At 63.6% G+C, this 26,042-nt stretch carries 24 protein-coding genes and 1 pseudogene; 15 read left to right on the top strand and 10 right to left on the bottom strand.

Features of this window, described 5'->3' with window-relative positions; all coding sequences use genetic code 11:
* Positions 1-31 precede the first annotated feature (31 nt).
* From AC1DY9_RS10350 to AC1DY9_RS10305, 10 genes are all read left to right on the top strand, one after another.
* Positions 32-679 carry a DJ-1/PfpI family protein gene (locus AC1DY9_RS10350; protein WP_477666467.1) on the top strand — a complete coding sequence of 216 codons (648 nt, stop codon included), beginning with the start codon at positions 32-34 and terminating at the stop codon, positions 677-679.
* A 19-nt stretch (positions 680-698) separates the two neighbouring features.
* Positions 699-1,160, top strand: a complete 462-nt coding sequence (locus AC1DY9_RS10345; RefSeq protein ID WP_477666466.1) for a DUF6196 family protein — start codon at positions 699-701, stop codon at positions 1,158-1,160.
* A gap of 114 nt (positions 1,161-1,274) precedes the next feature.
* Positions 1,275-2,468 (top strand): aminotransferase-like domain-containing protein, encoded by a 1,194-nt coding sequence (locus AC1DY9_RS10340; RefSeq protein ID WP_477666465.1) that lies wholly within the window; start codon positions 1,275-1,277, stop codon positions 2,466-2,468.
* Between the two features lie 21 nt (positions 2,469-2,489).
* Positions 2,490-3,110, top strand: coding sequence for a glutathione S-transferase family protein (locus AC1DY9_RS10335; protein ID WP_457281420.1), 621 nt, complete (start codon positions 2,490-2,492; stop codon positions 3,108-3,110).
* 35 nt (positions 3,111-3,145) lie between these two features.
* Complete coding sequence (locus AC1DY9_RS10330; RefSeq protein WP_457281421.1) at positions 3,146-4,060, top strand: PhzF family phenazine biosynthesis protein; 915 nt, start codon at positions 3,146-3,148, stop codon at positions 4,058-4,060.
* Between the two features lie 15 nt (positions 4,061-4,075).
* The gene (locus AC1DY9_RS10325; protein ID WP_477666464.1) at positions 4,076-4,789 is read left to right on the top strand and encodes a VOC family protein; all 714 of its coding nucleotides are present in this window, start codon (positions 4,076-4,078) and stop codon (positions 4,787-4,789) included.
* Position 4,790: 1 nt separating this feature from the next.
* Positions 4,791-5,429 carry a LysE family translocator gene (locus AC1DY9_RS10320; RefSeq protein ID WP_457281423.1) on the top strand — a complete coding sequence of 213 codons (639 nt, stop codon included), beginning with the start codon at positions 4,791-4,793 and terminating at the stop codon, positions 5,427-5,429.
* Positions 5,430-5,484: 55 nt separating this feature from the next.
* Positions 5,485-6,507, top strand: a complete 1,023-nt coding sequence (locus tag AC1DY9_RS10315) for a threonine dehydratase (protein WP_477666463.1) — start codon at positions 5,485-5,487, stop codon at positions 6,505-6,507.
* A gap of 139 nt (positions 6,508-6,646) precedes the next feature.
* Complete coding sequence (locus AC1DY9_RS10310) at positions 6,647-7,315, top strand: histidine phosphatase family protein (protein ID WP_457281425.1); 669 nt, start codon at positions 6,647-6,649, stop codon at positions 7,313-7,315.
* 93 nt (positions 7,316-7,408) lie between these two features.
* On the top strand, positions 7,409-8,539 hold the full coding sequence (locus AC1DY9_RS10305; protein WP_477666760.1) for a hypothetical protein: 1,131 nt from the start codon (positions 7,409-7,411) through the stop codon (positions 8,537-8,539).
* A 96-nt stretch (positions 8,540-8,635) separates the two neighbouring features.
* Here AC1DY9_RS10305 and AC1DY9_RS10300 read toward each other — a convergent pair whose 3' ends face one another.
* The 4 genes from AC1DY9_RS10300 to AC1DY9_RS10285 all read right to left on the bottom strand — a co-directional run bounded on the left by AC1DY9_RS10300 (position 8,636) and on the right by AC1DY9_RS10285 (position 13,984).
* Positions 8,636-9,976, bottom strand: coding sequence for a PQQ-dependent sugar dehydrogenase (locus AC1DY9_RS10300; protein ID WP_477666759.1), 1,341 nt, complete (start codon positions 9,974-9,976; stop codon positions 8,636-8,638).
* Positions 9,977-10,109: 133 nt separating this feature from the next.
* Positions 10,110-10,568, bottom strand: a complete 459-nt coding sequence (locus tag AC1DY9_RS10295) for an Lrp/AsnC family transcriptional regulator (RefSeq protein WP_457281426.1) — start codon at positions 10,566-10,568, stop codon at positions 10,110-10,112.
* Between the two features lie 561 nt (positions 10,569-11,129).
* Positions 11,130-13,262, bottom strand: coding sequence for a sensor histidine kinase (locus tag AC1DY9_RS10290; RefSeq protein ID WP_477666462.1), 2,133 nt, complete (start codon positions 13,260-13,262; stop codon positions 11,130-11,132).
* Positions 13,259-13,984, bottom strand: a complete 726-nt coding sequence (locus tag AC1DY9_RS10285) for a response regulator transcription factor (protein ID WP_477666461.1) — start codon at positions 13,982-13,984, stop codon at positions 13,259-13,261. Before AC1DY9_RS10285 ends, AC1DY9_RS10290 begins: the two co-directional genes overlap by 4 nt.
* Before the next feature lie 208 nt (positions 13,985-14,192).
* On the opposite strand from AC1DY9_RS10285, the gene AC1DY9_RS10280 reads away from it, so the two are divergent.
* Entirely contained in the window at positions 14,193-15,476 is a 1,284-nt protein-coding gene (locus AC1DY9_RS10280; RefSeq protein WP_457281430.1) for an SPFH domain-containing protein, read from the top strand.
* Positions 15,476-16,900 carry a hypothetical protein gene (locus AC1DY9_RS10275; protein WP_457281431.1) on the top strand — a complete coding sequence of 475 codons (1,425 nt, stop codon included), beginning with the start codon at positions 15,476-15,478 and terminating at the stop codon, positions 16,898-16,900. The genes AC1DY9_RS10280 and AC1DY9_RS10275 overlap by 1 nt, the downstream gene beginning before the upstream one ends.
* A 19-nt stretch (positions 16,901-16,919) precedes the next feature.
* On the opposite strand, the gene AC1DY9_RS10270 is transcribed toward AC1DY9_RS10275, so the two are convergent.
* Both AC1DY9_RS10270 and AC1DY9_RS10265 read right to left on the bottom strand, forming a co-directional pair.
* On the bottom strand, positions 16,920-17,762 hold the full coding sequence (locus AC1DY9_RS10270; protein ID WP_477666460.1) for a creatininase family protein: 843 nt from the start codon (positions 17,760-17,762) through the stop codon (positions 16,920-16,922).
* 167 nt (positions 17,763-17,929) lie between these two features.
* A pseudogene (locus AC1DY9_RS10265) lies at positions 17,930-18,157 on the bottom strand (IS1595 family transposase); the annotation flags it as partial.
* 228 nt (positions 18,158-18,385) lie between these two features.
* On the opposite strand from AC1DY9_RS10265, the gene AC1DY9_RS10260 reads away from it, so the two are divergent.
* Complete coding sequence (locus AC1DY9_RS10260) at positions 18,386-18,598, top strand: hypothetical protein (RefSeq protein ID WP_477666459.1); 213 nt, start codon at positions 18,386-18,388, stop codon at positions 18,596-18,598.
* A gap of 98 nt (positions 18,599-18,696) precedes the next feature.
* Here AC1DY9_RS10260 and ubiA read toward each other — a convergent pair whose 3' ends face one another.
* From ubiA to recG, 4 genes are all read right to left on the bottom strand, one after another.
* Positions 18,697-19,545 (bottom strand): 4-hydroxybenzoate octaprenyltransferase, encoded by an 849-nt coding sequence (gene ubiA, locus AC1DY9_RS10255; protein WP_477666458.1) that lies wholly within the window; start codon positions 19,543-19,545, stop codon positions 18,697-18,699.
* Between the two features lie 166 nt (positions 19,546-19,711).
* A complete protein-coding gene (locus AC1DY9_RS10250) occupies positions 19,712-20,236 on the bottom strand; it encodes a Dps family protein (protein WP_477666457.1) in 525 nt (174 codons plus the stop codon).
* A gap of 91 nt (positions 20,237-20,327) precedes the next feature.
* Positions 20,328-21,329, bottom strand: coding sequence for a LysR substrate-binding domain-containing protein (locus AC1DY9_RS10245; RefSeq protein ID WP_477666456.1), 1,002 nt, complete (start codon positions 21,327-21,329; stop codon positions 20,328-20,330).
* Positions 21,330-21,376: 47 nt separating this feature from the next.
* Positions 21,377-23,527, bottom strand: a complete 2,151-nt coding sequence (recG, locus tag AC1DY9_RS10240) for an ATP-dependent DNA helicase RecG (RefSeq protein WP_477666455.1) — start codon at positions 23,525-23,527, stop codon at positions 21,377-21,379.
* 256 nt (positions 23,528-23,783) lie between these two features.
* On the opposite strand from recG, the gene queA reads away from it, so the two are divergent.
* Both queA and tgt read left to right on the top strand, forming a co-directional pair.
* Positions 23,784-24,845, top strand: coding sequence for a tRNA preQ1(34) S-adenosylmethionine ribosyltransferase-isomerase QueA (queA, locus tag AC1DY9_RS10235; RefSeq protein WP_457281438.1), 1,062 nt, complete (start codon positions 23,784-23,786; stop codon positions 24,843-24,845).
* 31 nt (positions 24,846-24,876) lie between these two features.
* Complete coding sequence (gene tgt / locus AC1DY9_RS10230; protein ID WP_457281439.1) at positions 24,877-26,040, top strand: tRNA guanosine(34) transglycosylase Tgt; 1,164 nt, start codon at positions 24,877-24,879, stop codon at positions 26,038-26,040.
* Positions 26,041-26,042 lie beyond the last annotated feature (2 nt).

Genomic DNA, 26,042 nt, shown 5'->3' with positions numbered 1-26,042 from the left:
AGCTATTTCAACCCGCATCAGGACAGCTTTCATGCATATCGCCATCCTTACCTTCGACGGCTTCAACGAACTGGACTCCTTGATAGCCTACGGAATGCTGAGCCGCATTTCGCTGCGGGGTGATGCCGACTGGAGAGTCAGCATTGCCAGTCCCACCGAGCGGGTGACGTCCATGAACGGCCTCACCATCGATGCACATATCAACCTGAGGGAAGCCAACCAGGCTGATGCCGTGCTGATAGGCAGCGGCATGAAAACGCGCGAAGTCGCCAACGATGCGTCCATCCTCGGCCAACTGCAGCTCAATCCGCAAAGGCAGCTCATCGCAGCGCAGTGCTCCGGGACCTTTTTGCTCGCCAAGCTGGGGCTTGTCGGCCAAATGCCGGCGTGCACGGACTTGACCAGCAAGCCCTGGGTTCAGGCAGCCGGGGTGAGCATCCTGAACCAGGCCTTCTTTGCGAAGGGTAACCTGGCGACCGCGGGCGGCTGCATGTCCGCGCAATACATTTCCGCATGGCTGATTGCCCGGCTGAAGGGCATTGACGAAGCCCGTGAGGTGCTGCACTACTTTGCCCCGGTCGGTGAAAAGGAAGAATACGTCGCGCGGGGACTTGCCCACCTGGAGGCGAATTTGCAGGAGCAGCCCATGACGCCGGAAACGTCCGGCGTGCCATCGTGACAACAGCGGAACCAAGCCAATGGACGTGACGCCGGAAACCCCCGAACAAACACACAAACGGCTTTTGCGCGTGATGGCGCACGCGCGTGTGGACGTGCTCCCGGGCGACTACACCTTCGCCGAGTTTCCCCTGGCGCAGTTTCCTGTACATCTGGTCGCAAACCCTGCCAGCGAAGCGCTCGCTTTGGTCCGCGACCATGCGGTCTGGAGCGCGCTGCTGCCCGCATCGGCATCCACGAAAGCCGAGGACCGCTACGCCGTGGTGTGCCTGCATTTCGCGCCCGATATTCCCAACAGCGGCTTTGTAGGCTGGCTCGCCAGCGAGTTCAAGCAGCAGCTGGGAACGGGGGTGTTTGTCGTCTGCGGGCACCACGCGGCCGACGGCGGCGTCTTTGATTACTGGGGAATTCCGGGAAGCGTGGCGCCGCAGGCCGTGAGCCTGATTCACGCCATGCAGGCGCGAGGAAGGGGTGCAGAATGAACGCGTTGACTCACCCTGCCGCCGGCCGCCGTCGCGGCAGCGCTTTAGCTAAATGCCTTGCAGAAGTTTTTGTGACCAGGCTTGTCTTTGACAGCCCATCAGGAGGAGAGTGAAATGGAATGGACCCAAGCGCAGCGCGCCAAAAAAATGAACCCCTCGGTGATCCGCGAGATCCTCAAGGTCACGGAGAAGCCCGGCATCATCAGTTTTGCCGGCGGACTGCCCTCGCCCAAGACCTTTCCGGTCGCCGCCTTTCGTGAAGCGTGCGACAAGGTGCTGCGCGAAGACGGCCATGCCGCGCTGCAATACGCGGCCAGCGAAGGCTACGCCCCGCTGCGCGAGATGGTGGCCGCCATGCTGCCTTGGGATGTGGACCCAGCGCAGGTGTTGATCACCACCGGCTCGCAGCAGGGCCTGGATTTGATCGCCAAGATCCTGATCGACGCCGCTAGCCGCGTGCTGGTGGAAACGCCCACCTACCTGGGCGCGCTGCAGGCCTTCACACCGATGGAGCCCGAAATCGTCGGCGTGGCCAGCGATGACGAAGGCGTGGACATCAAGGATCTCGCCAGCAAAGCTGCTGGCGCGCGCTTCTTCTACGTGCTGCCCAACTTCCAGAACCCGACCGGCCGCACCATGACCGAGGCGCGCCGTGCCGCGCTGAGCGCAGAGGCTGCGCGCCTGGGCCTGCCCATCGTCGAAGACAACCCTTATGGCGACCTGTGGTTTGACACGCCGCCGCCGCTGCCGCTCACCGCGCGCAACCCGGAAGGCTGCGTCTACATGGGCTCGTTCTCGAAAATCCTGGCGCCGGGTTTGCGCCTGGGCTTTCTGGTCGCGCCCAAGTCGCTCTACCCCAAGCTGCTGCAAGCCAAGCAAGCGGCCGACCTGCACACGCCGGGCTTTAACCAGCGCATGGTGGTCGAGACCATGAAGAACAACTTCCTGGACCGCCACGTGCCGACCATTCGCGCGCTCTACAAATCGCAGCGCGACGCGATGCTGGCCGCGATGAAGCAGGGCATGCCCGAAGGTGTGAGCTGGAACACACCGGCCGGCGGCATGTTTTTGTGGGTGCGCCTGCCTGAAGGCATGAACGCCATCGACCTGCTGCCCAAGGCCGTGGAGCGCAACGTGGCCTTTGTGCCCGGCTGGGCCTTCTACGCCGACCATGCCGACGCCCGCACGCTGCGCCTCTCGTTCGTCACGTCCAGCGTCGAGCAGATCAACATCGGCATCGCCGCGCTGGCTGCGGCCATACGCGAGCAACTACCTGCCGGCGTGCCTCAACTGCGCGCGGCAGCATGATGAACGCGAAAGGGGTCTGACATGCTTCATCTTTGGGGGCGCATCAGCTCCATCAACGTGCGAAAAGTCGTGTGGGCCGCGCAGGAGCTGGGGCTCACGATGCAGCGAACCGACGCCGGGGGCCAGTTCGGTATCGTCAAGGAGGCCGATTACCGGCGCAAGAACCCGAATGCGCTGGTCCCGCTGATGGAAGACGGTGAAGTGCTCATCTGGGAGTCCAATGTCATCGTGCGCTACCTGTGCGCCAAGCACTCGCCAGGCAATTTTTATCCCACAGCGCTGCCGCAACGCTTTGCCGCCGAGCAGTGGATGGACTGGCAGCAGACCACCTTCAACCCGGCCGGACGCACGGCTTTCGTGCAGTGGATTCGCACGCCTGCGGAGCAGCGCAATGCAGAACTGATCGCGCAGTCCGTAGCCGCCACCGAAGCGCTGCTGGCACTGCTCGATGCGCACCTGGCTGACCATGCGTTCATGGGCGGAGACCAGTTCAGCATGGCCGACATCCCGCTGGGCTGCGAAATGCACCGCTGGTTCGGCTTGCCGCAGCCGCGGCCCATTCGGCCCCACCTGGACCGCTGGTACCAAACCCTCCTGGCACGGCCCGCCACGCGCGGCGTGCTGGACCTGCCTTTGTCATAAATCTTCAAACCTATCCTGGAAAACCGAGAAACCCCATGAAGCAGCGCGCATTCAAGCAAGTCGACGTGTTCACACCCACCCCTTACTTCGGCAACCCCCTGGCCGTGGTAATCGACGGCAGCGGCCTGGATGACGCCGCCATGCAGCGCTTTGCCAAGTGGACCAACCTCTCGGAAACCACTTTCCTGTTGCCACCCGCAGACGCCACGGCTGATTACAGCGTGCGCATCTTCACACCCGGCGGCGAACTGCCTTTTGCCGGCCACCCCACGCTGGGCAGCTGCCACAGCTGGCTGGAAGCCGGTGGGCAACCGCACAGCAAAGACTTTATCGTGCAGGAGTGCAAAGTAGGCTTGGTGAAGATTCGCCGCGAGACGGGCACAAGGCGCCTCGCATTTGCCGCGCCGGCCCTGAAGCGCTCCGCGCCCAGCCCCTCGTTGCTGGCACAGGTAGCCGGCGCGCTGGGATTAAAAGCGACAAGCATCCTCGCCGCCCAGTGCCTGGACAACGGCCCGATGTGGCTGGGCTTGCTGCTGGACAGCCCGGAGACCGTGCTGCAACTGGCGCCCGATCACAAGGCGCTGGCCAAGCTGGGCACCAAAGTCGGCGTGGTGGCGCGCTACCCACGTGAGGAAACCGCGCCGTTGATTGCACGCGCCAACCGCGAAGCCAAGGCGTTCGCAGCCTCCGCACCTGAAACAACCCCTGATTTCGAAGTGCGGGCCTTCGCCGCTCCCATCGGCGTCGACGAAGACCCCGTCACCGGCAGCCTCAATGCCAGCCTGGCCCAGTGGCTGATTGCCGAAGGCCACGCGCCCGAGCGCTATACCGCCTCGCAAGGTGTCTGCCTGGGCCGCGCCGGTCAGGTGCATATCGAGCGCGATGCAGCCGGCCAGGTGTGGGTGGGCGGCGAATCGGTCACCTGCATTGACGGAAGCGTGACGCTTTAGGAACCAGCCCTCACCATGGAACGCAGCACCGCACTCCCGCCGCTGGCCTCACAGGTCGACCACCTCGTGGTGGTGGCGGCCGGCCTCGCCGAAGGCGTGCAGTGGTGCGAACGCGTGCTGGGCATCACGCCCGGGCCGGGCGGCGAGCATCCGCTGATGGGCACGCACAACCGGCTCTTCACAGTGGCCTCGCCGGCCTTTCCACGCGCCTATTTCGAAATCATTGCAATCAATCCGGACAAGCAAACCCCGCGTACGGCACCGGCCAGACGCTGGTATGACCTGGATGATCATGAGTTGCAGCTGCGGCTGAGCAAGACCGGCCCGCAGCTCGCGCACTTTGTCGCCTCGACGCCCCGTGTGATCGCGGCGGTGCGGGCGCTTTCCCGCCTGGGGCTGGATCGCGGTGAGGCGCTGGACGTCTCGCGCATGACGCCGCAAGGCCAGCTCAGCTGGAAAATCACCGTGCGTGAAGATGGTCAGAGGCTGTTTTACGGTGCGCTGCCCACGCTGATCCAGTGGGGCGACGTGCATCCGGCCGATGGCATGGCGCCCTCAGGCGTCACGCTGCAATCGCTGCACGCCAGCCACCCGCGCCCCGACGCATTGCGCGGCGGCTACGAGGCCATAGGGCTGGCCGGTGTAGGCCTCTCGCAAGGCCCGCCCAATCTCATCGCCACGCTGCAGACGCCGCGCGGCCTCGTCACCCTGGAATCCAAAGGAGCCTGAAATGTTGACGTCCACTGAACTCGCCTGGTTTGCTCTCGCCGCCCTGGTGCTGGTGCTCACGCCCGGGCCTAACATGATTTACTGCATCTCACGCACGCTGTGCCAGGGCCCCCGCGCCGGGCTGGTATCGCTTAGCGGCGTGGCGCTGGGGTTTGTCGTCCATCTGCTGGCCGCGTCGTTCGGGCTAACCGCACTGCTGCTGGCCGTGCCGCTGGCCTTTGATGCGATCAAGGTGGCGGGCGCGGCCTATTTGCTCTGGATGGCCTGGCAAGCCGTCAAGCCCGGGGGCCTGGCGCCTTTTGAAACGCGCGAGCTGCCGCACGACCCGCCGCGCACGCTCTTCCTCATGGGTTTTATGACCAACCTGCTCAACCCCAAGGTCGCCATGTTTTATCTCTCGTTCTTCCCGCAGTTTTTGCACCCAGAACGCGGCGACCTGCTGCTGCAAAGCCTGACGCTGGGCGCCGTGCAGATCAGCGTCAGCACGGGTGTGAACACAGTGCTGATCTGCTTCGCCGCGGCGATTGCCGGTTTCCTCAACCGCAATATCAGCTGGATGCGCGTGCAGCGCTATGTGATGGGCACCGTGCTGGGCTTGCTGGCGCTGCGCCTGCTGACTGAAAAGCGGGTGGCCGCATGAGCCGCCGGGCCGTTCCCAAGGCGAATGCCGCAGCTCGCAAAGCGGAGGCCACCCAATGAGCACGGTACTCGACCGCGCGCCGGAGCTGGGGAACAGCATGCTGCCTTCGCTGCAGGAGATTGAAGATGCGGCCCGTGTCGTCTACCGCGAGTTCCAGGCCACGCCGCAGTACCGCTGGGGCCTGTCCAGCCAGCGGCTGGGCGCCGACTGCTGGATCAAGCACGAGAACCACACACCGGTGGGCGCGTTCAAGCTGCGCGGCGGGCTCACCTACTTTGAGGCACTCAGGCAACGCGGCGAGCTGCCGCGAGAAGCCATCAGCGCCACACGCGGCAACCACGGCCAGAGCATAGGCTGGGCCGCCCGCGCGCACGGCGTGCCTTGCACCATCGTGGTTCCGCATGGCAATGCGGTGGAGAAAAACGCCGCCATGCGCGCACTGGGCGTCACACTGATCGAGCACGGCAACGACTTCCAGGAAAGCCGCGAGTTTGCAAAGAGGCTGGCTGCCGAACGCGGCGCCCACATGGTGCCGAGCTTTCATGCGGATTTGCTGCGCGGCGTCAGCACCTACTGGTGGGAATTCATGCTGGCGGTGCCGCAACTCGACGTGGTGTATGTGCCGATAGGCCAGGGCTCGGGCGCGTGTTCGGCCGTTGCCGCCAAGCTGGCGCTGGGCCGCAAGCTGCGCATCGTGGGCGTGGTCAGCGCGCACGCCACCACCTACGCCGACTCGCTGGCCGCGGGGCGCGTGATTGAAGCACCGGTGACTACCTACCTGGCCGACGGCATGGCCTGCCGCGTCGCCGACCAGGCAGCACTTGATATTTTGCTGCCGCACCTGGAACGCGTCGTGAAGGTGACGGACGACGAAGTAGCCCAGGCCATGCGCGACCTTTATGCCGACACACACAACGTGGCCGAAGGCGCGGGTGCGGCAAGTTTTGCTGCGGCCATGCAGGAGCGCGGCCGGCTCAAAGGCCTGGTGGTGGGCACCACCTTGTGCGGCGGGAATGTGGACACGGCGACTGTCGCCAAGGTGCTAGCTGCCGGCCCCCACGCTTCTCGCTTCGCGTAGTGCGCTGCCCCCCGAGGGGGCGCTGCGCCTGCGGCCCGGCAAAGCCGGTTCCGCGGCCCCGGCTGGATTGGCCTTTGGGTGCCGGCACCGGTCGCACGCGTGACTGGCCGCAGTTGCCACGCACGACACAATTCCAGCCATGGGAACCCTCTACCTCGTGCGCCATGGCCAGGCCTCATTTGGCGAAGACGACTACGACGTGCTCAGCCCCATGGGGCGCCAGCAAAGCGTGCGTCTGGGCGAGTACTTCAAGTACAAGGGCATCACCTTTGACGCCGCTTTCACCGGCACGCTGCAGCGGCAGATCAATACCTTTGCCGGGATCTGTGAAGGCATGGGTATCACCATGCAAGCCACACAGCGTCCCGGGCTCAATGAATATGACAGCCACGCAGTCATCGGCGCCATTCACCCGCACAAGCTCGAAAAACCCACCACGCCCGAGGAATACCGCGGCCACTTCCGGCTGTTGCGTGACGGGCTGGCACAGTGGATGGCCGGCGTGGTCAGCCCCCAGGGCATGCCAAGCTACACCGGGTTTGTTGAGGGTGTAACCTCTGTCCTGAACCACATTCGTGCCAGTTACAACGGCAATGTGCTGCTGGTTTCCAGCGGCGGACCCATCTCGACCGCTGTGGGCCATGTGCTGGGCACCAGCCCTGAAACCACGATAGAGCTGAACCTGCGCATACGCAACTGCTCACTTACCGAGTTTGCCTTTACGCCCAAGCGGCACATGCTGGTGACCTACAACACCTTGCCACACCTGGACGCGCCCGAACACGCAAGCTGGATTACTTACGCCTGACCGTGCCCGCGAGCAGCCGGCTTCGTGGTTTTTCCGCCATTGCCGAATCGACCACAAGCAAAGATACTTTGCGGCAATATGACCGCCGCCCTGATGCCCAGCCTTCGTCCTGTCGGAATTCGCCTTCACGGTGAAACAACCGGCGCGCTGGCAGCTTCCACTTACAGTTTCCTGGTGCAGCTTGAAAAGCTCGGCCTGCAGGACGCCGTGGAAACCAGGGAGATTTTTCCGGGCTCCACCGCCGCAAGAAGCTTCTGCCTGCCGGACGGCCTCGCCGCACAATGGGCGCCCGGCCTGGACACCCTGGGCCTGGCAGAACGGCTGCAGCTGGATACGCTGAACAACAGCGAAGACCTGGAACGAGAGATTCTTCTGGCCATGCTGCTCAGCCCGGTCGCGTTTGAATTTCCCAGCCATGCGGAGCTGGCATCGGCAGTGCGCATACGCCGCAACATCGTGCTGGCTGCGCGCAAGACTGCACTGGAATTTCACACCACCGAAGTCAACCGGCCGGAGGACTGCTGGGTCTACTCGGAAGACGCTGGCTTTACCGTCAAGCCCGGTCACGCATTGATTCCCGCCCTGGAAAAAGCCACCCAACCCGAGGCCTCGGGCAAGCTGTATTCCTTTTCCTGCTACCGCGCGACCGAATACGTGATCCTGCTGGCCATCGCGCAGGAACTCGAAACCTGCAACCCGCCGTTGCTGGCCGCGCTGCAGCAGCGCTGGGAGCGCCAGGCCATCATGTCGGGCAAATTCCACGACGTGTTCCTGCGCGAATACGGCACGATGGAACAACCCCTGCCGCCCAGGTATTACGTGCCCGGCGACCGGCTATGGTTCCGAAACCCCGATGAACACTCTTCGGACGTTTCGGGCTATGAAGGCTCCTGGGTGTTCTACATCGGCAACGGGCAGTTCACCAACTTCTGGAAACGCGAGCAGCCCTACACCCTGACGGCCAAATGCCTGGAGCTGTTTCACTGGCGGCATGCCACCTACACCGACGAAGCCGGCGAGTTGCGTATCAATGAAAGCATCGTGGAAGCCGGCGTCAAGGCCTCCAGCACCGACCCGGCCGAGACGGCACGAATCCTGGAACTGATGCTGCGCATGCGTGAACCCAAGGGCGTGTATGTATCGGGCGGGTGCATAGACACCTCGCGGGAACACCCCCGCTGGGTCTGCCCCGGCACCGCCGACATGGTGTTGCCGACAGCCTGATGCGATTCAGGCAGCGTGACCGCTATTAAATTAATAGCTGCTTGCGCTCATCACATAAGGGCTTCAGGCACTTTCCCCTTAAGAAACCCAAACCTTCTATTTCGGCTGGCTAGCGCTCACCCGCCAGACCACGTTGCCCACATCGTCAGCCACCAGCAGCGCGCCGCGCTTGTCCATCGCCACGCCCACCGGCCGGCCGTAGGCATGGCCTTCGGGGCTCAGGAAACCCGTGAGCACATCCACCGGCAAACCGGCCGGCAAGCCCTGGCGAAAAGGCACGAACACCACCTTGTACCCGCTGTGCGGCACGCGGTTCCAGGAACCGTGTTCACCGATAAAAACTCCCATGGCCAGTGATGGCGGCAGCGCATTGCCTTCTGAAAACACCATGCCCAATGGCGCGACATGGGAGCCCAGCGCGTAGTCGGGTGAAACCGCTTGCGCCACCAGGTCCGGACGCGGCGGCTTGACGCGGTCGTCCACGTGCCGGCCGTAATAGCTGTAGGGCCAGCCGTAAAACACACCATCGCGCACCGAAGTCAGGTAGTCGGGCACGAGGTCGCTGCCGATCTCGTCGCGCTCGTTCACCACCGTCCAGAGTGCGCCGCTGCCGGGTGCCCAACCCATGCCGTTCGGATTGCGCAGGCCAGAGGCAAACACGCGGTGGCTGCCGGTTTTGGCATCGACCTCCCAGATGGCGGCGCGGCCAGTTTCGGCCTCCATGCCGCGTTCGCCCACATTGCTGTTGGAGCCGACGGTGACATACAGCTTGCTGCCGTCCGGACTGGCAATGATATTTTTGGTCCAGTGGTGGTTGATGGGGCCGGCCGGCAGGTCCACCACCTTGACGGGCGCCGCCGTGATGCGGGTCTGGCCCGGCTGGTAAGGAAAGCGCACAACAGTATCGGTGTTGGCCACGTAGAAATCGTTGCCCACCAGTACCATGCCGAAGGGCGAGTTGAGGTCTTCCAGAAACACGCTGCGGCTTTCGGCCTTGCCGTCGCCGTCGGCATCGCGCAGCAGGGTGATGCGGTTGGCCGTGGGCGCGCCGGCGCCGGCCCGGCCCATCACCTTTTTCATGAACCAGCCGCGGATGCCCTTGCCATCTTCCGGCTTGGGTGGCGCATTGCTTTCAGCCACCAGCACGTCGCCGTTAGGCAGCACGTAGACCCAGCGCGGATGGTCCAGGCCGCCAGCCAGGGCCGTCACGCCCAGGCCCGCCATGGGCGTGGGCATAGCACCCTCGGGCCAGCCCTTGGCCGGCGCAATGTTCACCGTGGGAAACAGGGTCTTGCTGGGTTTGGGCAGGGTTGGATTGGCTCCCATACCGGCCTCCGGCGGCAACAGGGCGGTGTCGCCGCACGCGGCCAGCGTACAGGCGCATGCCGCGCACAGCAGCAGAACATGCCAGACGCGTTGACGGGCAATCGATCGCATAAAACCCCCTGATGAAATGACGGCAATGCCAGCGCCCTGCTTGGTGCGGGGCATTCGTCAGTGTGGGCGGGTGAGGTCCGCGCAGCTGTCAGCCGGCCCCACCGGCCGCTGTCAGCGCTGACCTTCGCCTGGCTCAGCCCGTCAGCAGGGGCAGGTCAGCCTTCTTGAGGGTGCGCAGCACAAAGCTGGACTTGCTGTGGCGTATGCCTTTGATCTTGTAGAGCCGCTCGCGCAGCAGGCGCTCGTAGTCCTTGGTGTCGTGCACGGCAATGCGCAGCAGGTAGTCGTATTCACCGGACACCAGATAAGCCTCTATCACCTCGGGGATCGCCGCCAGCGTCTCGCCGAATTTCTCCAACGTGTTGTCGGAATGGCTGTCCAGCGTGACCTGCACCATCACCGTGTCGCCCAGGCCCAGCGCCTGCGCATTGAGGCGCACCGTGTAGCCCTCGATCACGCCGGCTTCCTCCATCTTCTTGATGCGGCCCCAGCAGGGCGAGGGGCTCAGGCCCACGGCCTGACCGATGTCTTGCAGGCTGGTGCGCGCGTCAGCCTGCAAAACCTGAAGGATTTTCCGGTCTAAAGTATCCATTCAGGTAATTTATCTGAAATTTTCTGTTTTACAGATTTTTTATCTGTTTATGGGAAATTCAGCAGCAAATCAGGCAAATTATTCGGCCCTACCCGGGAGATACTTTCTTCCATGGCAGCGGACTTACCGGTCCGTCTGGCAAGACAAGGCCTCCAGCGAGTTACCGCTCACTGGGGGCTTTGATTTTTATTCCATTGCTAATTCGCTGCGATAGGTCGTTACGCCGCCTTGCCGTGCCAGGGCCTGCCAATGCCATTTCTGCAAATGCGAATGGGGTGAAAACGGTGCCAATCAAGGCGCGCGACGACGCCCAGACTTTTGTCTGGCTAGAAGCGCAACGCCGAGTGGCGCCGTTTTCACCCCATTCCCTCCGGGTTGCGATCAAAAAGGCCTTGCGCGGCGTTGCAAACGCCTTGACGGGGTCTGCCCCGCCTGCGTTTTGCGCCTTGCTCAAGGCCTTTTTGACTCGCAACGCATCTGCATAAATGGCATTGGCAGGCCCTAAGCACTGTCTGCGGCGGCGCGCCTACTCTCGCAGCGAATTAGCAATGGAATCAGGGATCAGCCGACAGCGCACTGCAGGCGCAACTCCAGGCAAACACCGCTATCCCGGTGGTACGCGGTGATGGTGCCGCCCATCTTGGCCATATAGGTTTTGGCGACAAACAGGCCCTGCCCGCGCTGTCCCGCCACGCCGGTATCTGGCTGGTCAGACACGCCGTACTCGAAAATCTTGTCCAACAGGCCGGCCTCGATCTGCGGGCCCTGGTTGCTGATGCTGATCACTGCCTCGGGCGCTGTGCCTTCCTGTGCCTGCCGCGACAGCGTGATGCGAATCAGGCTGCCGGGCAAACGGTAGCGATCAGCGTTGCGCAGCACATGTGACACGACATCTTCCAGCGAATACTCGTCGGCACGCACTCTGACCGGCTGGGCCAGCGGATCAAAAGCCACACCGGGAATGCCCGCGGCCTCAGCGTTGCGCGCCACATGGCTCAGGAATTCATTGGCATCCAGCGTCTGCACATTGAGCGCGGTGGATTCAAAGGCTTCGCTGGGCGACGCACTGCCGTAGAGCACGCGCACGGCCTGCTGCATGCGGCTGATGTAGCGGTGCGCCGGGTCGTCGGCACTTCCGTGCAGCACCATGAGCGATTGCAGGGGCGACATGATTTCGTGGCCTACCGCGTGCCAGGTGTCTTTTTCCTGGGCGACGCGGATCTGTTCGCGGCGCACGTCTTCATTGACGCGCTGCAGCAGGTCTTGCAGGCCGCCGGCCAGCACACCCAGCTCGTCGCCGCCGCGCAGGTCGGCCAGGTCAACCGTCGCCAGGTTGTCGCTGGCGCGCACGCCCTTGGACACGGTGGCGGCGCGGCGGGTGAGTTCGGTGATGCGGCGGATGATGCGCAGCTCAATGGCCAGCCAGGTCACAAAGATGGCCAGCAGCATGGCCCCCACAAACCAGGACACACGGGTGGCCACAGCCGTCAGGGCCTTGTTGACGGTGCGGATGTCGCCGGTCAGCGTGAGCTCATAGCGCCCCAGCGGCGTGCTGATGATGTCGGTGCTGGTGATGGGTGCGTCGTAGCCATCGACTTGCAGCCGGCGTATCAGGTAAGCGATCAAGGGGGAGGAGCGCTCTGTCGCCTCTGCGCCGGACAGCGCCACGATGTCGGTGCTGGCGCCGGCGGCGCCCAGCTTGCGGATGCGCAGCTTTTCGCCGGGCAACAGCAAGGGGGTGAGCTCAGCCCATGAGAATGGCGCCGTGGCGCCTGCGGCATTGCTGTCAAACAACGGCTTGCCCTCGCCGGGGGCCAGCATTTCCACCTGCACCTTGATCTGGTCCAGGTCAGCCGGCGGCCAGACGATGCCCGCAGGCCCTTTGGTAAACAGGGCTTCGCGAAAAAGCTCCACCGGCAGGCGCACGCTGACAAAGGCACGCCGGGCACAATCAGGGTCTGCCGCCAGCGTGCCGTCCACGCAGCGGCTGTCTTGCCAAAGCCAGCCGCGGAAGTCGCGCACGGGCCGGCTGGCCGGCGTGATCGGGCCCTCATCGGCAAAGCCGACCAGCCGGCCTCTGGCATTGGCAAGAGGCGAGGCGTTGCGTCCCTCGTCCATGGCCTGCATGGCCTGGAAAGGTGCGATCCAGCGGGAGCGCTGCCCGCGCATGTCGACCGTGATGCGGGCGCGGTGCGCCTGGCTTAAGTCCAGCGTTCCGGAGATGTGCGACACCAGGGGCCCGCTGTTGAAGCTGCCGACGGCATAAAGAAAACCGCCGGCAAAGGGGTTGTTGCCGACGGCCACGCACATCGACGCCGCGTCGGGGTATTGCACCAGGCAGCCGGCCATCTCCACTGCCTGCTGGGCCTTGTTGCGATCGTCGAAATCGAGGGCCGAAAAAGGCAGCACCAACGGGCGCAGCGGCGTCACCTCATGCTCGTAGGCCGTGGGGTTGAGCAGCACCAGCTGGCCCGTGGGATGGCGCAGCTTGGCGGCGATCTGCGCCTGGTTCTTGCGAAAGCCGTCCTGGTAATTGCGGTAGCTGCGCTCCTTTTCGTCTTGCAACACGGCGATGGCCAGGGCGACGGTGGCCAGTGCCAGCAGAAAAAAAGCGCCGCGAAAAAATACGCGCAGGCCGAAGGGTACGCGCGCCGGCAGCAGGCGCTCGACATCCAGGCGGGTGGGCAGCTTCACGCCTTGCCTCTGCCGCGCGGGGGCTCCGGCGCCTCAGCCCAGCGAAAGCCTCGCATCGGGATGTTTTCAATGCCGTCAAAGGCCGCATCGATTTCCTTGAACGCGTCGCGAATCGTGCTGACGTGCTTGCGGATGTTGTCGCGGTTGCGGCCGCTCTTGACCACCTGGTAGAGGTCGTCGTAACTCACGACCTCGCCGCGGCGCGCGTGCAGCGCTGCCAGGATGCGTTGCGCCGTCAGCGGCAGATTCACGCGCTGACCGCGCCAGATGGCGGTGTTCTGTCGCAGCGGGTCCAGCTGCAGTTCCTGGCTGTCGCCGGCTGGCGCCCTGCCTGCGGGTTTGGCCTTGGCGGTCCGCAGGATGTCCAGGAAGGTCTCGATGAAGTCGGCCTCCTCAAACGTGGTTTTTTGCAGATAGTCCCAGGCGTCCAGAGCTTTCATGATGCTGCGGTAGATGGCGGCCGGCATGGCGGACACCACCAGCACGGGCGTACCCTGCCGCTGCTTGTTGATGGCGTTGATGATGGCCACGCCGGCATGGCGTTCGCGCCCCAGTTCGATGTCCAGCACCACGGCGTCATAGCCTTCGCGGGCAACGGCGGCCTCGGCGTCGTCGCGGTTGAACCACTGGTCGACCTGGATGCCCGGACGGGCCGATTCAATCCAGCCCTTGAGCTGGTTGCTCATGGGCAGGTCGTCTTCGATCACGGCAATTTTGGTCATGAGGCCTCAAGAGGATGGGGTGTCGCCATTATGGGTGTGGCCTGCGCCAGGCCGTGTGAGTGTTTCTTCCGTTGGCGGAGGGTTGCCGCCGCCAAACCGTGCAAAGACACCGCGCAGGCGCATTGAATGCTCCGGGCCCGATTCGAACAATGGAGGCCAGAGAAAGCGCAACCCGCGCCTCTCGCCAAACCAACCGGAGGAGCCCATCATGAACCCACGCCTTAGCCGTATTTCCCTGCGCATCCGCGCCATCTTTTCCAGGGGGGTGCGCGGCACCCGCCGTATCGCTGCCACAGGGGTGCAGCGCGCCGCCAGCGCCAGCGGCCTGATGATCGCCACCGCCGCGGCGGGCGCGGTCGGCTACCTGCTGTGGGTGCACCCTCCCATGGAATCGGTGGCGCGCGGCGACGTGGCGATTCGCACCAACCAGCTGACCGGCGGCGTCGACGAATTCCGCGAAGGTTCCCTGCTGCTGCTGCCCGGCCTGCACGAGGTGCGTACCTTCTCGCTGCGCGACCAGGTCTACCGCCCTGAAGGCAGCAGCCGTGCCGACGGCCCCTCGCCCTTCCAGTCGATTGAAGGCATGTCGCTGGGTGTGGACATCACGGTGCGTTATGCACTGGACCCCACCAAGGTGAACGCACTGTCGAAAAACCTGCCTGACGACATTGCCGGCCAGATCGTACAGCCCGCCGTGCAAGGCGTGATCTACAAGACCTTCACCCGCTACACCGTACGGGAGATCTTCTCAAGCAAGCGTGCCGAGATCCAGCAGCTCATCGAAGCCGAACTCAAACCCAAGCTCGCGGCCGACGGCATCCTGCTGCGCACGGTGCAGATGGGCAAGGTCGACTTGCCCGCCGACTACCGCCAGGGCATGGACAAGCTGCTGGCCGAAGAGCTGGCCACGGAAAAGATGCGCTACACGTTGGCCCTGAAGGAAAAGCGCGTCAAGGAAACCGAGCTGGACGCGATGGCCGAAAAAATACGCCGTGAAACCAATGCGCAGGCCGCCGCCAGTGAACAGGTAATTGCAGCCAAAGCGCAGGAAGAAGCCATGAAACATGTCCTTCCCTTCAAGCAAAAGCAGATCGAGCAGCGCCAGCTCGAAGCCGAAGCCGACAAGCAGTCACGCATACGCACGGCGGAGGGCAGCGCCCAGGCGCGGCGCATCGAGGCATCGGGCGAAGCCGATTCGCGCCAGAAACTGGCGGATGCCGAAGCCTACCGGCTGGACCGCGTGGGCAAGATCAACAGCGAGCAGATGGCGCGCGAAGGCGTGCTGATCACGCGCCACCCGCTGCTGATCCAGAAGACCATGGCCGACAAGCTGAGCGACAAGATCACCGTGATCATCGCCCCGCCCTCCACCAGCGGCGGCTTTGTGGGCGCGGGCCTGCTGGGCGGCGCGCCCAAGGCCGGCCGCACCGTGGCGCAAGCGCCGCGCGACGCCGGCACGCAAGACAACAACGACAAAGAAGAGGCCGAATAATGATCACCACCGCACTTCTTACCCTCGCCATCGTGACGCAGGACCAGGCCACCCTGCGCGCCGCGCCGCGTGATTCGGCCGCACAGCAGGCGGCCCTGTGGCAAGGCGACGCGCTCGAGATCCGCGGCCAGCGCATGGATTACCTGCAGGTCTACGACCACAGGCGTGAACGCGCGGGCTTCATCCACGTGAGTCAGGTTCGCACGGTCTCGCTGCAGCCCGAGGACGCGCCGCAGCTCCTCTCGGTGGTGCGCTTCCTGCGCGAAAGCCCGGGCGCCGAAGCCCTGGGCATTGCGTACACGGCCGCTTACCTCAAGGCCGCGCCGGCAGACGCCATAGGCGCGGAAGCCTTTGATGCGTTGGGCACCATGGCCGAACGCCTGGCGCGCCGCGCCTCCATGAAGCACGGCAAGGCCACGAGTGACGTGATCTCTGCGCACATGGAAGTGGCCACCTTTTATGGCGTGAACTTTAAGGGTTATGAGCAGAACGGAAGCATGCAGCTTTGCTACAACGGCGAGGCCTTTCGCCGTGTGCTGGCGCTGCCATCCGACGCCGAGCAACGCGCACGCGCCGCGCTGGCCGTGACCCGCCCCGACTGCATGAGCCCCGACCTGCATCCGCAGGACCGCTTCACGCAAGACCAGTGGCGCGCCGAAGTGCTGGACAAGGTCAGCGCCGCGCAGTTCGCCCAGTTGCCTGAAGTCAGCAAAAACCGTTTGCGCCTGCGCCGTGCCGGCGTGCACGCCAGCCTGGCGTTTGAGCAGGCGCGCCGGGCCGAAGCACCCACGGCAGCCGCCCAGCGCGCCCTGGCGGAACTCGCGGCGGTGAACAAGCTGGAGCTGACGGACAACGACAGGCAGGACTACAACGACGCGGCGATTCGAGTGGGCGCCTCACGATGGGGCGCTGAAACCGCGCTACCCCGCTTCGCCAAACTGACGGTAGCCACCGAGACGGGCCAGGCCGGCGAAACCTGCGTGGCGCTGTACGAAAACAAGGCCGACGGCAAACCCGGCAAGGAGGCCGTGGCCAGGCGCTGCACCTACGGCATCGTGTGGACCGCGTCCGCCAGCGCCCACCCGGATGGCCAGGCCCTGGCGCTCGCGGTGCAGCCGCTGGACGCCTGGCGCGAGCTGTGGGTGTTTCGCAAAAGATCCGGGCAATGGACGATTGAGGTGCTGCCGCCCGCCAGCAATGGCCCCGAGTTGGGCTATGTGGAATTTGCCGGCTGGGTGCGCGGCACGCCTCACATGCTGCTGGCCCGCGAGACCCGCATTGCCGGGCGCCTGCGCCGCAGTTTCGAGGTGGCGCGCATGGACAGCTTGACGGCCGAGAAGCAGGCCGGTGACCCGGGAACGCTGGCGGCCTTCGCCCGTTCGCAGGACGCCGCGTGGAAGCGCCAGACCGTGATCCTGCGCTAAATACCCGCCCCGCAACAGCCTAGAACGCGGTTTTATCGCTCAGCGTATCAGCCGGCAGTTGGTCGATCTCCGACAGAAGCCGCGCCAGGCTGCGCCCCGCTGCATTCAGCAGGGCGCGGCCTTTGTCTGCTGTAGCGGCAGCCGCATTGCCCACCGCACCCTGCGGGTTGTAGTCCTGCATCTGCCAGGCCAGCTTGGCGCTGCGGCCGTCACCCAGGATGCTGAACTTCGCAGCCCTGTCCTGTGAAGTGGAGTGAAAGTTCTGCGCCTTGGCCATGTCGACCTGACCCGGCTTGAGCGCCAGCATCATGGAGGTTTCGATCTCGCCGGCGTGGATGCCGAAGCGGTGCTCTTCGGCACTGAACAAATCATTCACGGACTTGCCATCCTCACCTGTGAGCGGCAGGTTGAACCAGTTCACGCTGTAGACCAGCATGCCCAGCCGGGCCCGCAGGTCGCGCGCCACCACGTCCAGCAGGCCAACCTGGCCGCCGTGCGAATTGAGCAGCACCAATTTCTTGACCCCCGTTTGCGCAACGGATTCGGCCAGCTCGGTCCAGAGCCGGATCACGGTCTCGGCTTTTAGCGTGAGCGTGCCGGCAAAGCGATCGTGCTCGGGGCTAAAGCCCACCGCCTGCGTGGGCAAAAACAGCACCGGCTGCGTTGGGGGTAAATGCGGCAAAGCGGCTGCAATCACACCTTCCACCAACGTCGCATCCACATTAAGCGGCAGGTGCGGGCCGTGCTGCTCCACCGCGGCCACCGGCAGCACCGCAATACAGCGGGCCAAGTCCAGGCGCGAAAAGTCAGGGCTTTTCAGGTCGGGCCAGAAACGGGGTGGGTTGGCTGCATCGAAGGTCATGGAGGGTATTTTGAGCTATCTGGCGATGCCGGGGGCTGGGGACTTCTGGCTGGTGGCGAATCGAAACAGTTCTGGCGAGCGGGCAAATCCCCAGGCTCTGGCGGCTCAACCGAGCGTGAAAGCGCACCGATCGCCATCAATCAGGGGCTTAAGAAGCAAAAATCCCGTTAAAGAGGATTGTTTCCCGGCAAGGATAGCAGCGACTTGTACAGGCTGCAGTGGCGGTGGTTGAACCTGAACCCGGTTTCCTTCAAGTGCAGTTAGAAGGTGTGCCTGAGTGCACCGCTGAACTGCACCAGACGTCGCTTGGCATAGCGCCAGAAGCTCTCGATACCGTTGACGTGAACTGAGCCCCGGGCAAACTCATTGTTGCCGCGGTTGACCCGCAGGTGTCTTCTGGTGATGAACTTTGCCTCTTAAGCCCCTGAATTAATAGCAATATGATTCTTTTGTCGTGGCAGCACGTGGCCATGGGATTTGCGGATGACCGCGGCCGGGCAAGTCAACCGCCCTGCGAGGGAAGACGTTGAAGAAGAGCGTCTGTCACGGCTGCCCTGGTCCTTCGTGGACAGTTCACCCGGCAACACCCGCACCATAACTTTTCCAACATCCGGAGCTTCCCCATGAACAAATTACTGTCCACCCTCATCAGCGCAGCCGTCCTCGCCATGCCCCTGGCCGTGATCTCCACGCCAGCAGCGGCCCAGGCCGCCGCACCCGCAGCAGCCCCTGCCGCCGCACCTGCCGAAAAAGCCGCCGCGCCCACAAAAGCCAAGGCAAAAGCCAAACACAAGGTCAAGCACAAGGCCAAGGCAAAAGCCAAAAAATCGGTGTAATTTGCGAATGAAGTTCCGCTGAGCCCTTGATCAGGCGGCAGGAATTGAAAAAGCCCGCAGATGCGGGCTTTTTTATGGCCGTCTGTTTCGGCGCAGGCTCAACGGCCCAGGTACGACAGCGCAATTCCCGCAAATACCGTAAAGCCCAGCCAATGGTTGAGCCGAAACGCCTTGAAACAGTCATCGCGCTCGCGCTTGCGGATCAGCCAGCCGTGCCACAACGCCTGCCCGAGCGCCATCGCAATTGCTATTAAATAAATAGCTGGTTGCGCAATATCCATAAGGGCTACAGCCCAAATTAACAGAAAAATCAGGTAGCTGAGCATGACGCCCGCCACATCGAACCGCCCCAGTGTGATGGCCGACGTTTTCATGCCGATCTTCAAGTCGTCGTCACGGTCGACCATGGCGTATTCCGTGTCGTAGGCAATCACCCAGAACAGGTTGCCCAGCAATAGCACCCAGGCCAGCAGCGGAATGCGCGACTGTACGGCGGCAAAAGCCATCGGAATGCCAAAGCTGAAAGCGACCCCCAGCACCGCCTGCGGCATGGAGACATAACGCTTGGCATACGGATAGACCAGCGTTACAGCCAGCGCGGCGAATGACCAGGCGATGGTGACGGTATTGGTGGTGAGTACCAGGCCAAAAGCCAGCAGGGCCAGCACGGCTCCCAGCAACAGCGCCTCCCTGACGGAGACGGCGCCGCTGGTCACGGGCCGCTGCGCCGTGCGTTTGACGTGGCGGTCAAAATCGCGGTCGGCCACATCGTTGACGCAACAACCCGCGCTGCGCATCAGGAAGGTGCCCAAGGTAAACACGGCCAGCAGATGCCAGCCCGGAAAGCCGTGCGAAGCTACCCACAGCGCCGACAGGGTCGGCCACAGCAGCAGCAACCAGCCCGCCGGGCGATTCCAGCGGATCAGTTGCAAATAATTGGCCCCCACGCTTTTCACTTCGTGTAATGCGCTGCCCCCCGAGGGGGCGCTGCGCCTGCGGCCCGGCAAAGCCGGTTCCGCGGCCCCTGCTGGCGAAGAAGCGTCCCTCGCGCTGTTTGCCTGCAGCGGTGCTGATTTGCCGTTATCAGCCTCGTCTGAAACGCGCATGCAAGACTTACTCTTCGAGCAAGGAGCGCAGCATCCAGGCCGTCTGCTCGTGCACCGTCAGGCGCTGCGTCAGCAAGTCCGCGGTCGGCTCGTCACTGGCCTTGTCGGCCAGTGGAAATAATTCGCGTGCCGTGCGTGCGACGGCTTCATGGCCCTGCACCAGGATACGCACCATCTCCAGCGCCTTGGGCGGCACCACAGGTACATCGGGAATCGACGCCAGCTTGCCGAACTGAGCGTAAGAGCCCGGTGCGGGATGGCCCAGCGAGCGGATACGCTCGGCCACCGGGTCAACCGCGGCCCACAGTTCGGTGTACTGCGTCATGAACATCAGGTGCAGCGTGTTGAACATCGGCCCCGTCACATTCCAGTGGAAGTTATGGGTGGTCAAGTACAACGTGTAGGTGTCGGCCAGCAGGCGGCTCAGGCCCTTGGCGATCGCTGCGCGGTCTTTTTCATTGATGCCAATGTTGATGGAAGGTGCGGGCTTGCCGGTGGTTTTGCCGGCTGGTTTGGCAGAAGACTTGGCCATGGTGTTTCCTTTTTTAAAATTCAGGGATAACTTTAACGAAATCAGGACGACGGCCGCAACAGCCGCCGTCAATGCCGGTCATAGACGGGATTCAAGACAGGCGGATGACGCCGGGCAGTTCGCAGGCGTAGATGGCGTTGCGCAGCGCGGCAATGGCCTCGTATCGCGTGAAGCTGCGACGCCAGGCCAGCACCACGCGCCGGCTCGGCACATCGCCGTCAAACGGCAGGTATTTGATGAACGAAGGTTGCTCTGCTGCCACCTTGCTGCGGCTTGCGGCGGGTTTTCCCTTGGCGGGCTTCCCGGCAGCTGCGGCCTGCTCGGCCAGAGCCTCCTTGGGCACGCCCAGTCGGGGCACCAGCGTGATGCCCATGCCCGCCGCCACCATGTGCTTGATGGTTTCCAGCGACGAACCTTCGAAGCTTTTGCTGATGCCTTCGGCGCTGCTGGAAAAGCGTGCAAATTCGGGGCAAACCTCGAGCACGTGGTCGCGAAAGCAATGGCCGGTCCCCAGCAGCAGCATGGTTTCCTTCTTGAGCTCCTCGGCCGTCACGCTTTTGCGGGACGCCAGCGCATGGGCGCTGGGCACCGCCGCCATGAAAGGCTCGTCATACAACGGCGCAATGGCCAGGTTGGTGTCGGGAAAGGGCTCGGCCAGGATGGCGCAGTCAATTTCACCGGTACGCAACTCTTCCAGCAACTTGACGGTGAAGTTTTCCTGCAGCATCAGCGGCATCTGCGGCGTATGCGCAATCGCCTGGCGCACCAGGTCGGGCAACAGGTAGGGGCCAATCGTATAGATCACGCCCAGCCGCAGCGCACCGGCCAGCGGGTCTTTGCCGCGCTTGGCAATTTCCCGGATGTTGTCGGCTTGCTCCAGCACGCTCTGGGCCTGGCGCACGATTTCTTCGCCCAGAGGCGTCACGGTGATTTCGTTGGCGTTACGCTCAAAGAGCTTGACCTGCAGCTCTTCTTCCAGCTTCTTGATGGCCACACTGAGGGTGGGCTGCGAGACGTGACAGGCGTCTGCGCCCTTGCCGAAATGCTTTTCCCGGGCCACAGCGACGATGTATTTGAGTTCGGTCAGCGTCATGGGCTTATTGTGCTGCTTTTCTCAATCGCTGCATCGCCAGATGTTGCTTAGGCCTTCAGGTAATCGGCTTTGCCGCCCAGCCAGCGCAGGATGTGCCGGTGGGCCAGCTCCGCATGCCGGTCCAGCACGAGCGGAGCCCGCTCGCGCGCCCAGGCCAGCAGCGCGGCATCGGTTTCCAGGTCGGCAAAGCGCAACAGCGGCGCCCCCGACTGCCGCGCTCCCAGGAACTCCCCCGGCCCACGGATTTCGAGGTCGCGCCGGGCGATTTCGAAGCCGTCATTGGTTTGCGCCATGGCTTTGAGGCGTTCGCGCGCCATCTCGCCGAGCCGGGACGCTTCGCCGGTCGAATACAGCAGCACGCATGCCGACGCTGCCGCGCCGCGCCCGACACGGCCGCGCAGCTGGTGCAACTGGCTCAGGCCAAAGCGCTCGGCATGCTCGATCACCATCAGCGAAGCATTGGGCACGTCAACGCCCACCTCGATCACCGTCGTACTCACCAGCACGCCCATTTTCCCGGCGGTGAACTGGCTCATTACGGCCTTCTTTTCTGCAACCGGCATACGCGAATGCAGCAGCCCCACGCTGACGCCTGGCAAGGCCGCGCTCAACGCTTCATGCGTTTGCGTGGCATTGACCAGGTCGATGGACTCGCTTTCCTCGATCAGTGGGCAGACCCAGTAAATCTGCCGCCCTTCCGCCAGCTGCCCGCGTATGCGCGTGATCACTTCGTCGCGCCGCGCGTCGCTCACCACCTTGGTCACGATGGGCGTGCGGCCGGGCGGCAGCTCGTCGATGGTGGAGACGTCAAGGTCAGCGTAATAACTCATCGCCAGCGTGCGCGGAATCGGCGTGGCGGTCATCATCAAAAGATGGGGTTCCTGCCCGCCTTCAGTCATTTTGCTGCGCAGGGCCAGCCGCTGCGCCACGCCAAAGCGGTGCTGCTCGTCAATGATGGCGAGCGCCAGGTTTTTGAACTTCACCTTGTCCTGGATCACAGCGTGTGTGCCTATGACCAGACCGGCCTCCCCGCTCTCGATCAGCGCCAGCATCTCGCGCCGCTCTTTTGTTTTCTGGCTGCCGGTCAACCAGGCGGTCTTGATGCCCAGCGGCTCCAGCCAGCCGATCAGCTTGCTGAAGTGCTGCTCGGCCAGGATTTCCGTAGGCGCCATCAGCGCGCATTGCCAGCCCGCATCCATGCAGCGTGCCGCAGCCAGCGCCGCCACCACCGTTTTGCCGGCGCCCACGTCGCCCTGTAACAGGCGGTGCATGGGGATGTTTTTTTTCAGGTCCGCTTCAATCTCGTTGCACACGCGCTGCTGGGCGGCGGTCAACCGGAAAGGCAGGCGCTCCAGCAACTGGTCATGCAGCGTGCACTGCGTGCCGCGCATGGGCGGGCCCACCAGCGAAGGTGCGCGCATGGCTGCGCGTATGCGCCTGGCCTGCAGCTGCGACAGCTGCTGGGCCAGCAGCTCTTCGGCCTTGAGCCGCTGCCAGGCCGGGTGGCTGCGGTCTTCCAGCGTGGCCAGCGAGACATCTGGCGTGGGGTGATGCAAAAACTGTAGCGCCTCGCGCAGATTCCATAAGGGCTGCAGCCTGTTTTCACCTAAAACCTCAGGCGGAAAGGTCTCGCGGAGATCAGCCCGCGCCAGGCCGCTGAGCACGGCTTTTCGCAGGTAGGTTTGCGGCAGTCCGGCCACGGTGGGATACACCGGCGTCAGTGCGCCGGGCAGCTCACCGCCGGCCAGTCTGAAGCTGGGGTGGATCATTTCACGGCTGAGGAAGCCGCCGCGGATTTCACCCCGCACCCGAACATGGGCGCCTGTGCTCAGCGTTTTCTGGTGAGCCGGGTAAAAATTGATGAAGCGCAGCACGCAGGTGCCGCTGCCGTCGTCTACCGTCACCCGCAGCTGTCGGCGCGGGCGAAAGGCGATCTCGCTGTGCGTCACCTGGCCTTCGATTTGCACCAGATCGCCGTCCCGCGCGTCCGCCAGCCGCACGATGCGGGTTTCATCCTCGTAGCGCAGGGGCAGGTGCAAGGCCAGATCGATGTCGCGGCGCAGGCCCAGCTTCTCCAGGGCTTTTTGCGCAGGGGATTTGGGCGGGGCTTTCTCAACCTGCGGGCGGAGCACAGCGTTGTCCCCGACTGCAGTCTCAGGCGGGACAGTTTTTCGGACGGAGGCACCAGGAGGCGACATGGGACAATTGTGCCGTCAACCTAGCAACCGCAGTTGACCTCTTGCAAACCTCTCAGAATCCGCTTGAATACCGTCACCCCTCCCTTCGCTGGCACTCAGCTTGTGCATAACAACGCTATGCACCCGATTGCGCCACCCCCACAGCACCATGCGGCGTTGCTCCGCCTTGTGGGCAACAGCCCACAGCGTTGTCGCGCCTTGCCTGGCGCAGCGCGGGCGGCACACTCGGGCGCATCCAACTGCGGTTTCTAGGTTTATGAAGCCCCATTTCACCCTCAGCGATTTTGATTTCACGCTGCCCGAAGAACTCATTGCCCAACACCCTGCCGCCCAGCGCAGCGGCTCGCGCCTGCTTGACGGGCGTGAAGACCTGCCAGTGGACCGGCGGTTCACCGAACTCCCCGGCCTGTTGCTGCCGGGCGACCTGCTGGTGTTCAACGACACCAAAGTCGTCAAAGCCCGCCTCTTCGGCCAGAAAGCCAGCGGCGGCAAACTGGAACTACTGATCGAACGCGTGCTGTCGCCCCATGCGGATGCCGGCCATGAAGTCGCCGCCCACATGAAGGTCAGCAAAAAACCCCTGCCGGGCGCGGTGCTGCAAATGGACGGTGGCTTCACCGCCACGCTGCTGGGCCGCTGGCCCGAGGAAAGCGGACCTCTGTATCGTTTCCGCCTGAGCAGTGACCCCTATGCGCTGATGGCGCAGCATGGCCACGTACCGCTGCCGCCCTACATTACCCATACCGACTCCGCGGACGACGAGCAGCGCTACCAGACGGTGTTTGCCAAAAACCCGGGCGCCGTGGCCGCGCCCACCGCGGCACTGCACTTCGATGAAGCCATATTGGCGCAGCTCGAAGCGCGCGGCATCCAGCGCGCGAGCGTGACGCTGCATGTGGGTGCCGGCACCTTCCAGCCCGTCAAGGCCGAAAACATTGCAGACCACACCATGCATTTCGAGCGTTTTGAGGTCCCTTTGGCCACGCAGCAAGCCATTGCCGCGTGCAAGGCGCGTGGTGGCCGCGTGGTGGCCGTGGGCACCACCACTGTCCGGGCGCTGGAGTCGCACGCCAAATTCGGCCCCGACTGCAACGACACCAACATCTTCATCACCCCGGGCTTTGAATTTGCCGTGGTTGACCTGCTGCTGACCAACTTTCACCTGCCCAAAAGCACGCTGATGATGCTGGTCAGCGCGTTTTCGGGCTACGAACACATCATGGCGCTGTACCGGCATGCGATTGCCGGGCGATACCGCTTTTTCAGCTATGGCGATGCCATGCTGCTGGCCCGTAAAACCCCTCTGGCAGGCGCCTGATACACCCCTATACACCTGCGACAATCCCAAGATGCTCGAATTTGAAGTTCTGAAGACCGACGCCCCGGCCGGCGAAGGGGCCGGCGCCTACCTCGGCTCCTACGCCCGGCGCGGCAAACTGACGCTCAACCACGGTGTGGTGCAAACCCCCATCTTCATGCCGGTCGGCACCTATGGCACGGTCAAGGGCGTGATGCCGCAGTCGCTGCACGACATGGGCGCGCAAATCATCCTGGGCAACACCTTCCATCTCTGGATGCGGCCCGGCCTGGACGTGATGCAGCAGTTCGGCGGCCTGCACAAGTTTGAAAGCTGGAACAAGCCCATCCTGACCGACAGCGGCGGCTTCCAGGTCTGGTCGCTGGGCGAGATGCGCAAGATTTCCGAGGAAGGTGTGAAGTTCGCCTCGCCCGTGAACGGCGACAAGCTGTTTTTGACCCCCGAGATCTCGATGCAGATCCAGACGGTGCTTAACAGCGACATCGTGATGCAATTCGACGAATGCACGCCTTACGACACCAAGGGCCACATCACCACCGAAAGCGAAGCGCGCAGCTCGATGGAGCTGAGCCTGCGCTGGGCCGGCCGCTGCATTGCCGAATTCAAAAAACTGGAGAACCCCAACGCACTCTTCGGCATCGTGCAGGGCGGCATGTTTGAAAACCTGCGCCAGGAATCGCTCGATGCCCTGGTCGAGCTGGATCTGCCCGGTTACGCCATAGGCGGCGTGAGTGTGGGCGAACCCAAGGAAGAAATGCAGCGCATCATGGCGCACACGCCGCATCGCCTGCCGACGAACAAACCGCGCTACCTGATGGGCGTGGGCACGCCTGAAGACCTGGTCGAGGGCGTGGCCGCCGGCGTCGATATGTTCGACTGCGTCATGCCGACCCGCAATGCGCGCAACGGCCACATGTTCACGCGTTTCGGTGACCTGAAGATCCGCAATGCGCGCTACAAGACCGAAGACCAGCCGGTCGACGCGACCTGCGGCTGCTACACCTGCAAGAACTTCTCGCGTGCCTATATGCACCACCTGGACCGCTGCGGCGAGATGCTGGGCCCCATGCTGTCGAGCATCCACAATCTGCATTACTACCTGAACCTGATGCAGGAAGTCCGCGACGCACTGGACGCCGGCCGTTTTGGTGAATTCACCGCGCAGTTCCACGCCGACAGGCAGCGTGGCGTTTAAAC

The organism is Polaromonas sp. P1_F6, from assembly GCF_056405695.1.
The sequence above is the reverse complement of the archived record's forward strand: the minus strand, read 5'-3'. Positions and strand labels throughout refer to the sequence as shown.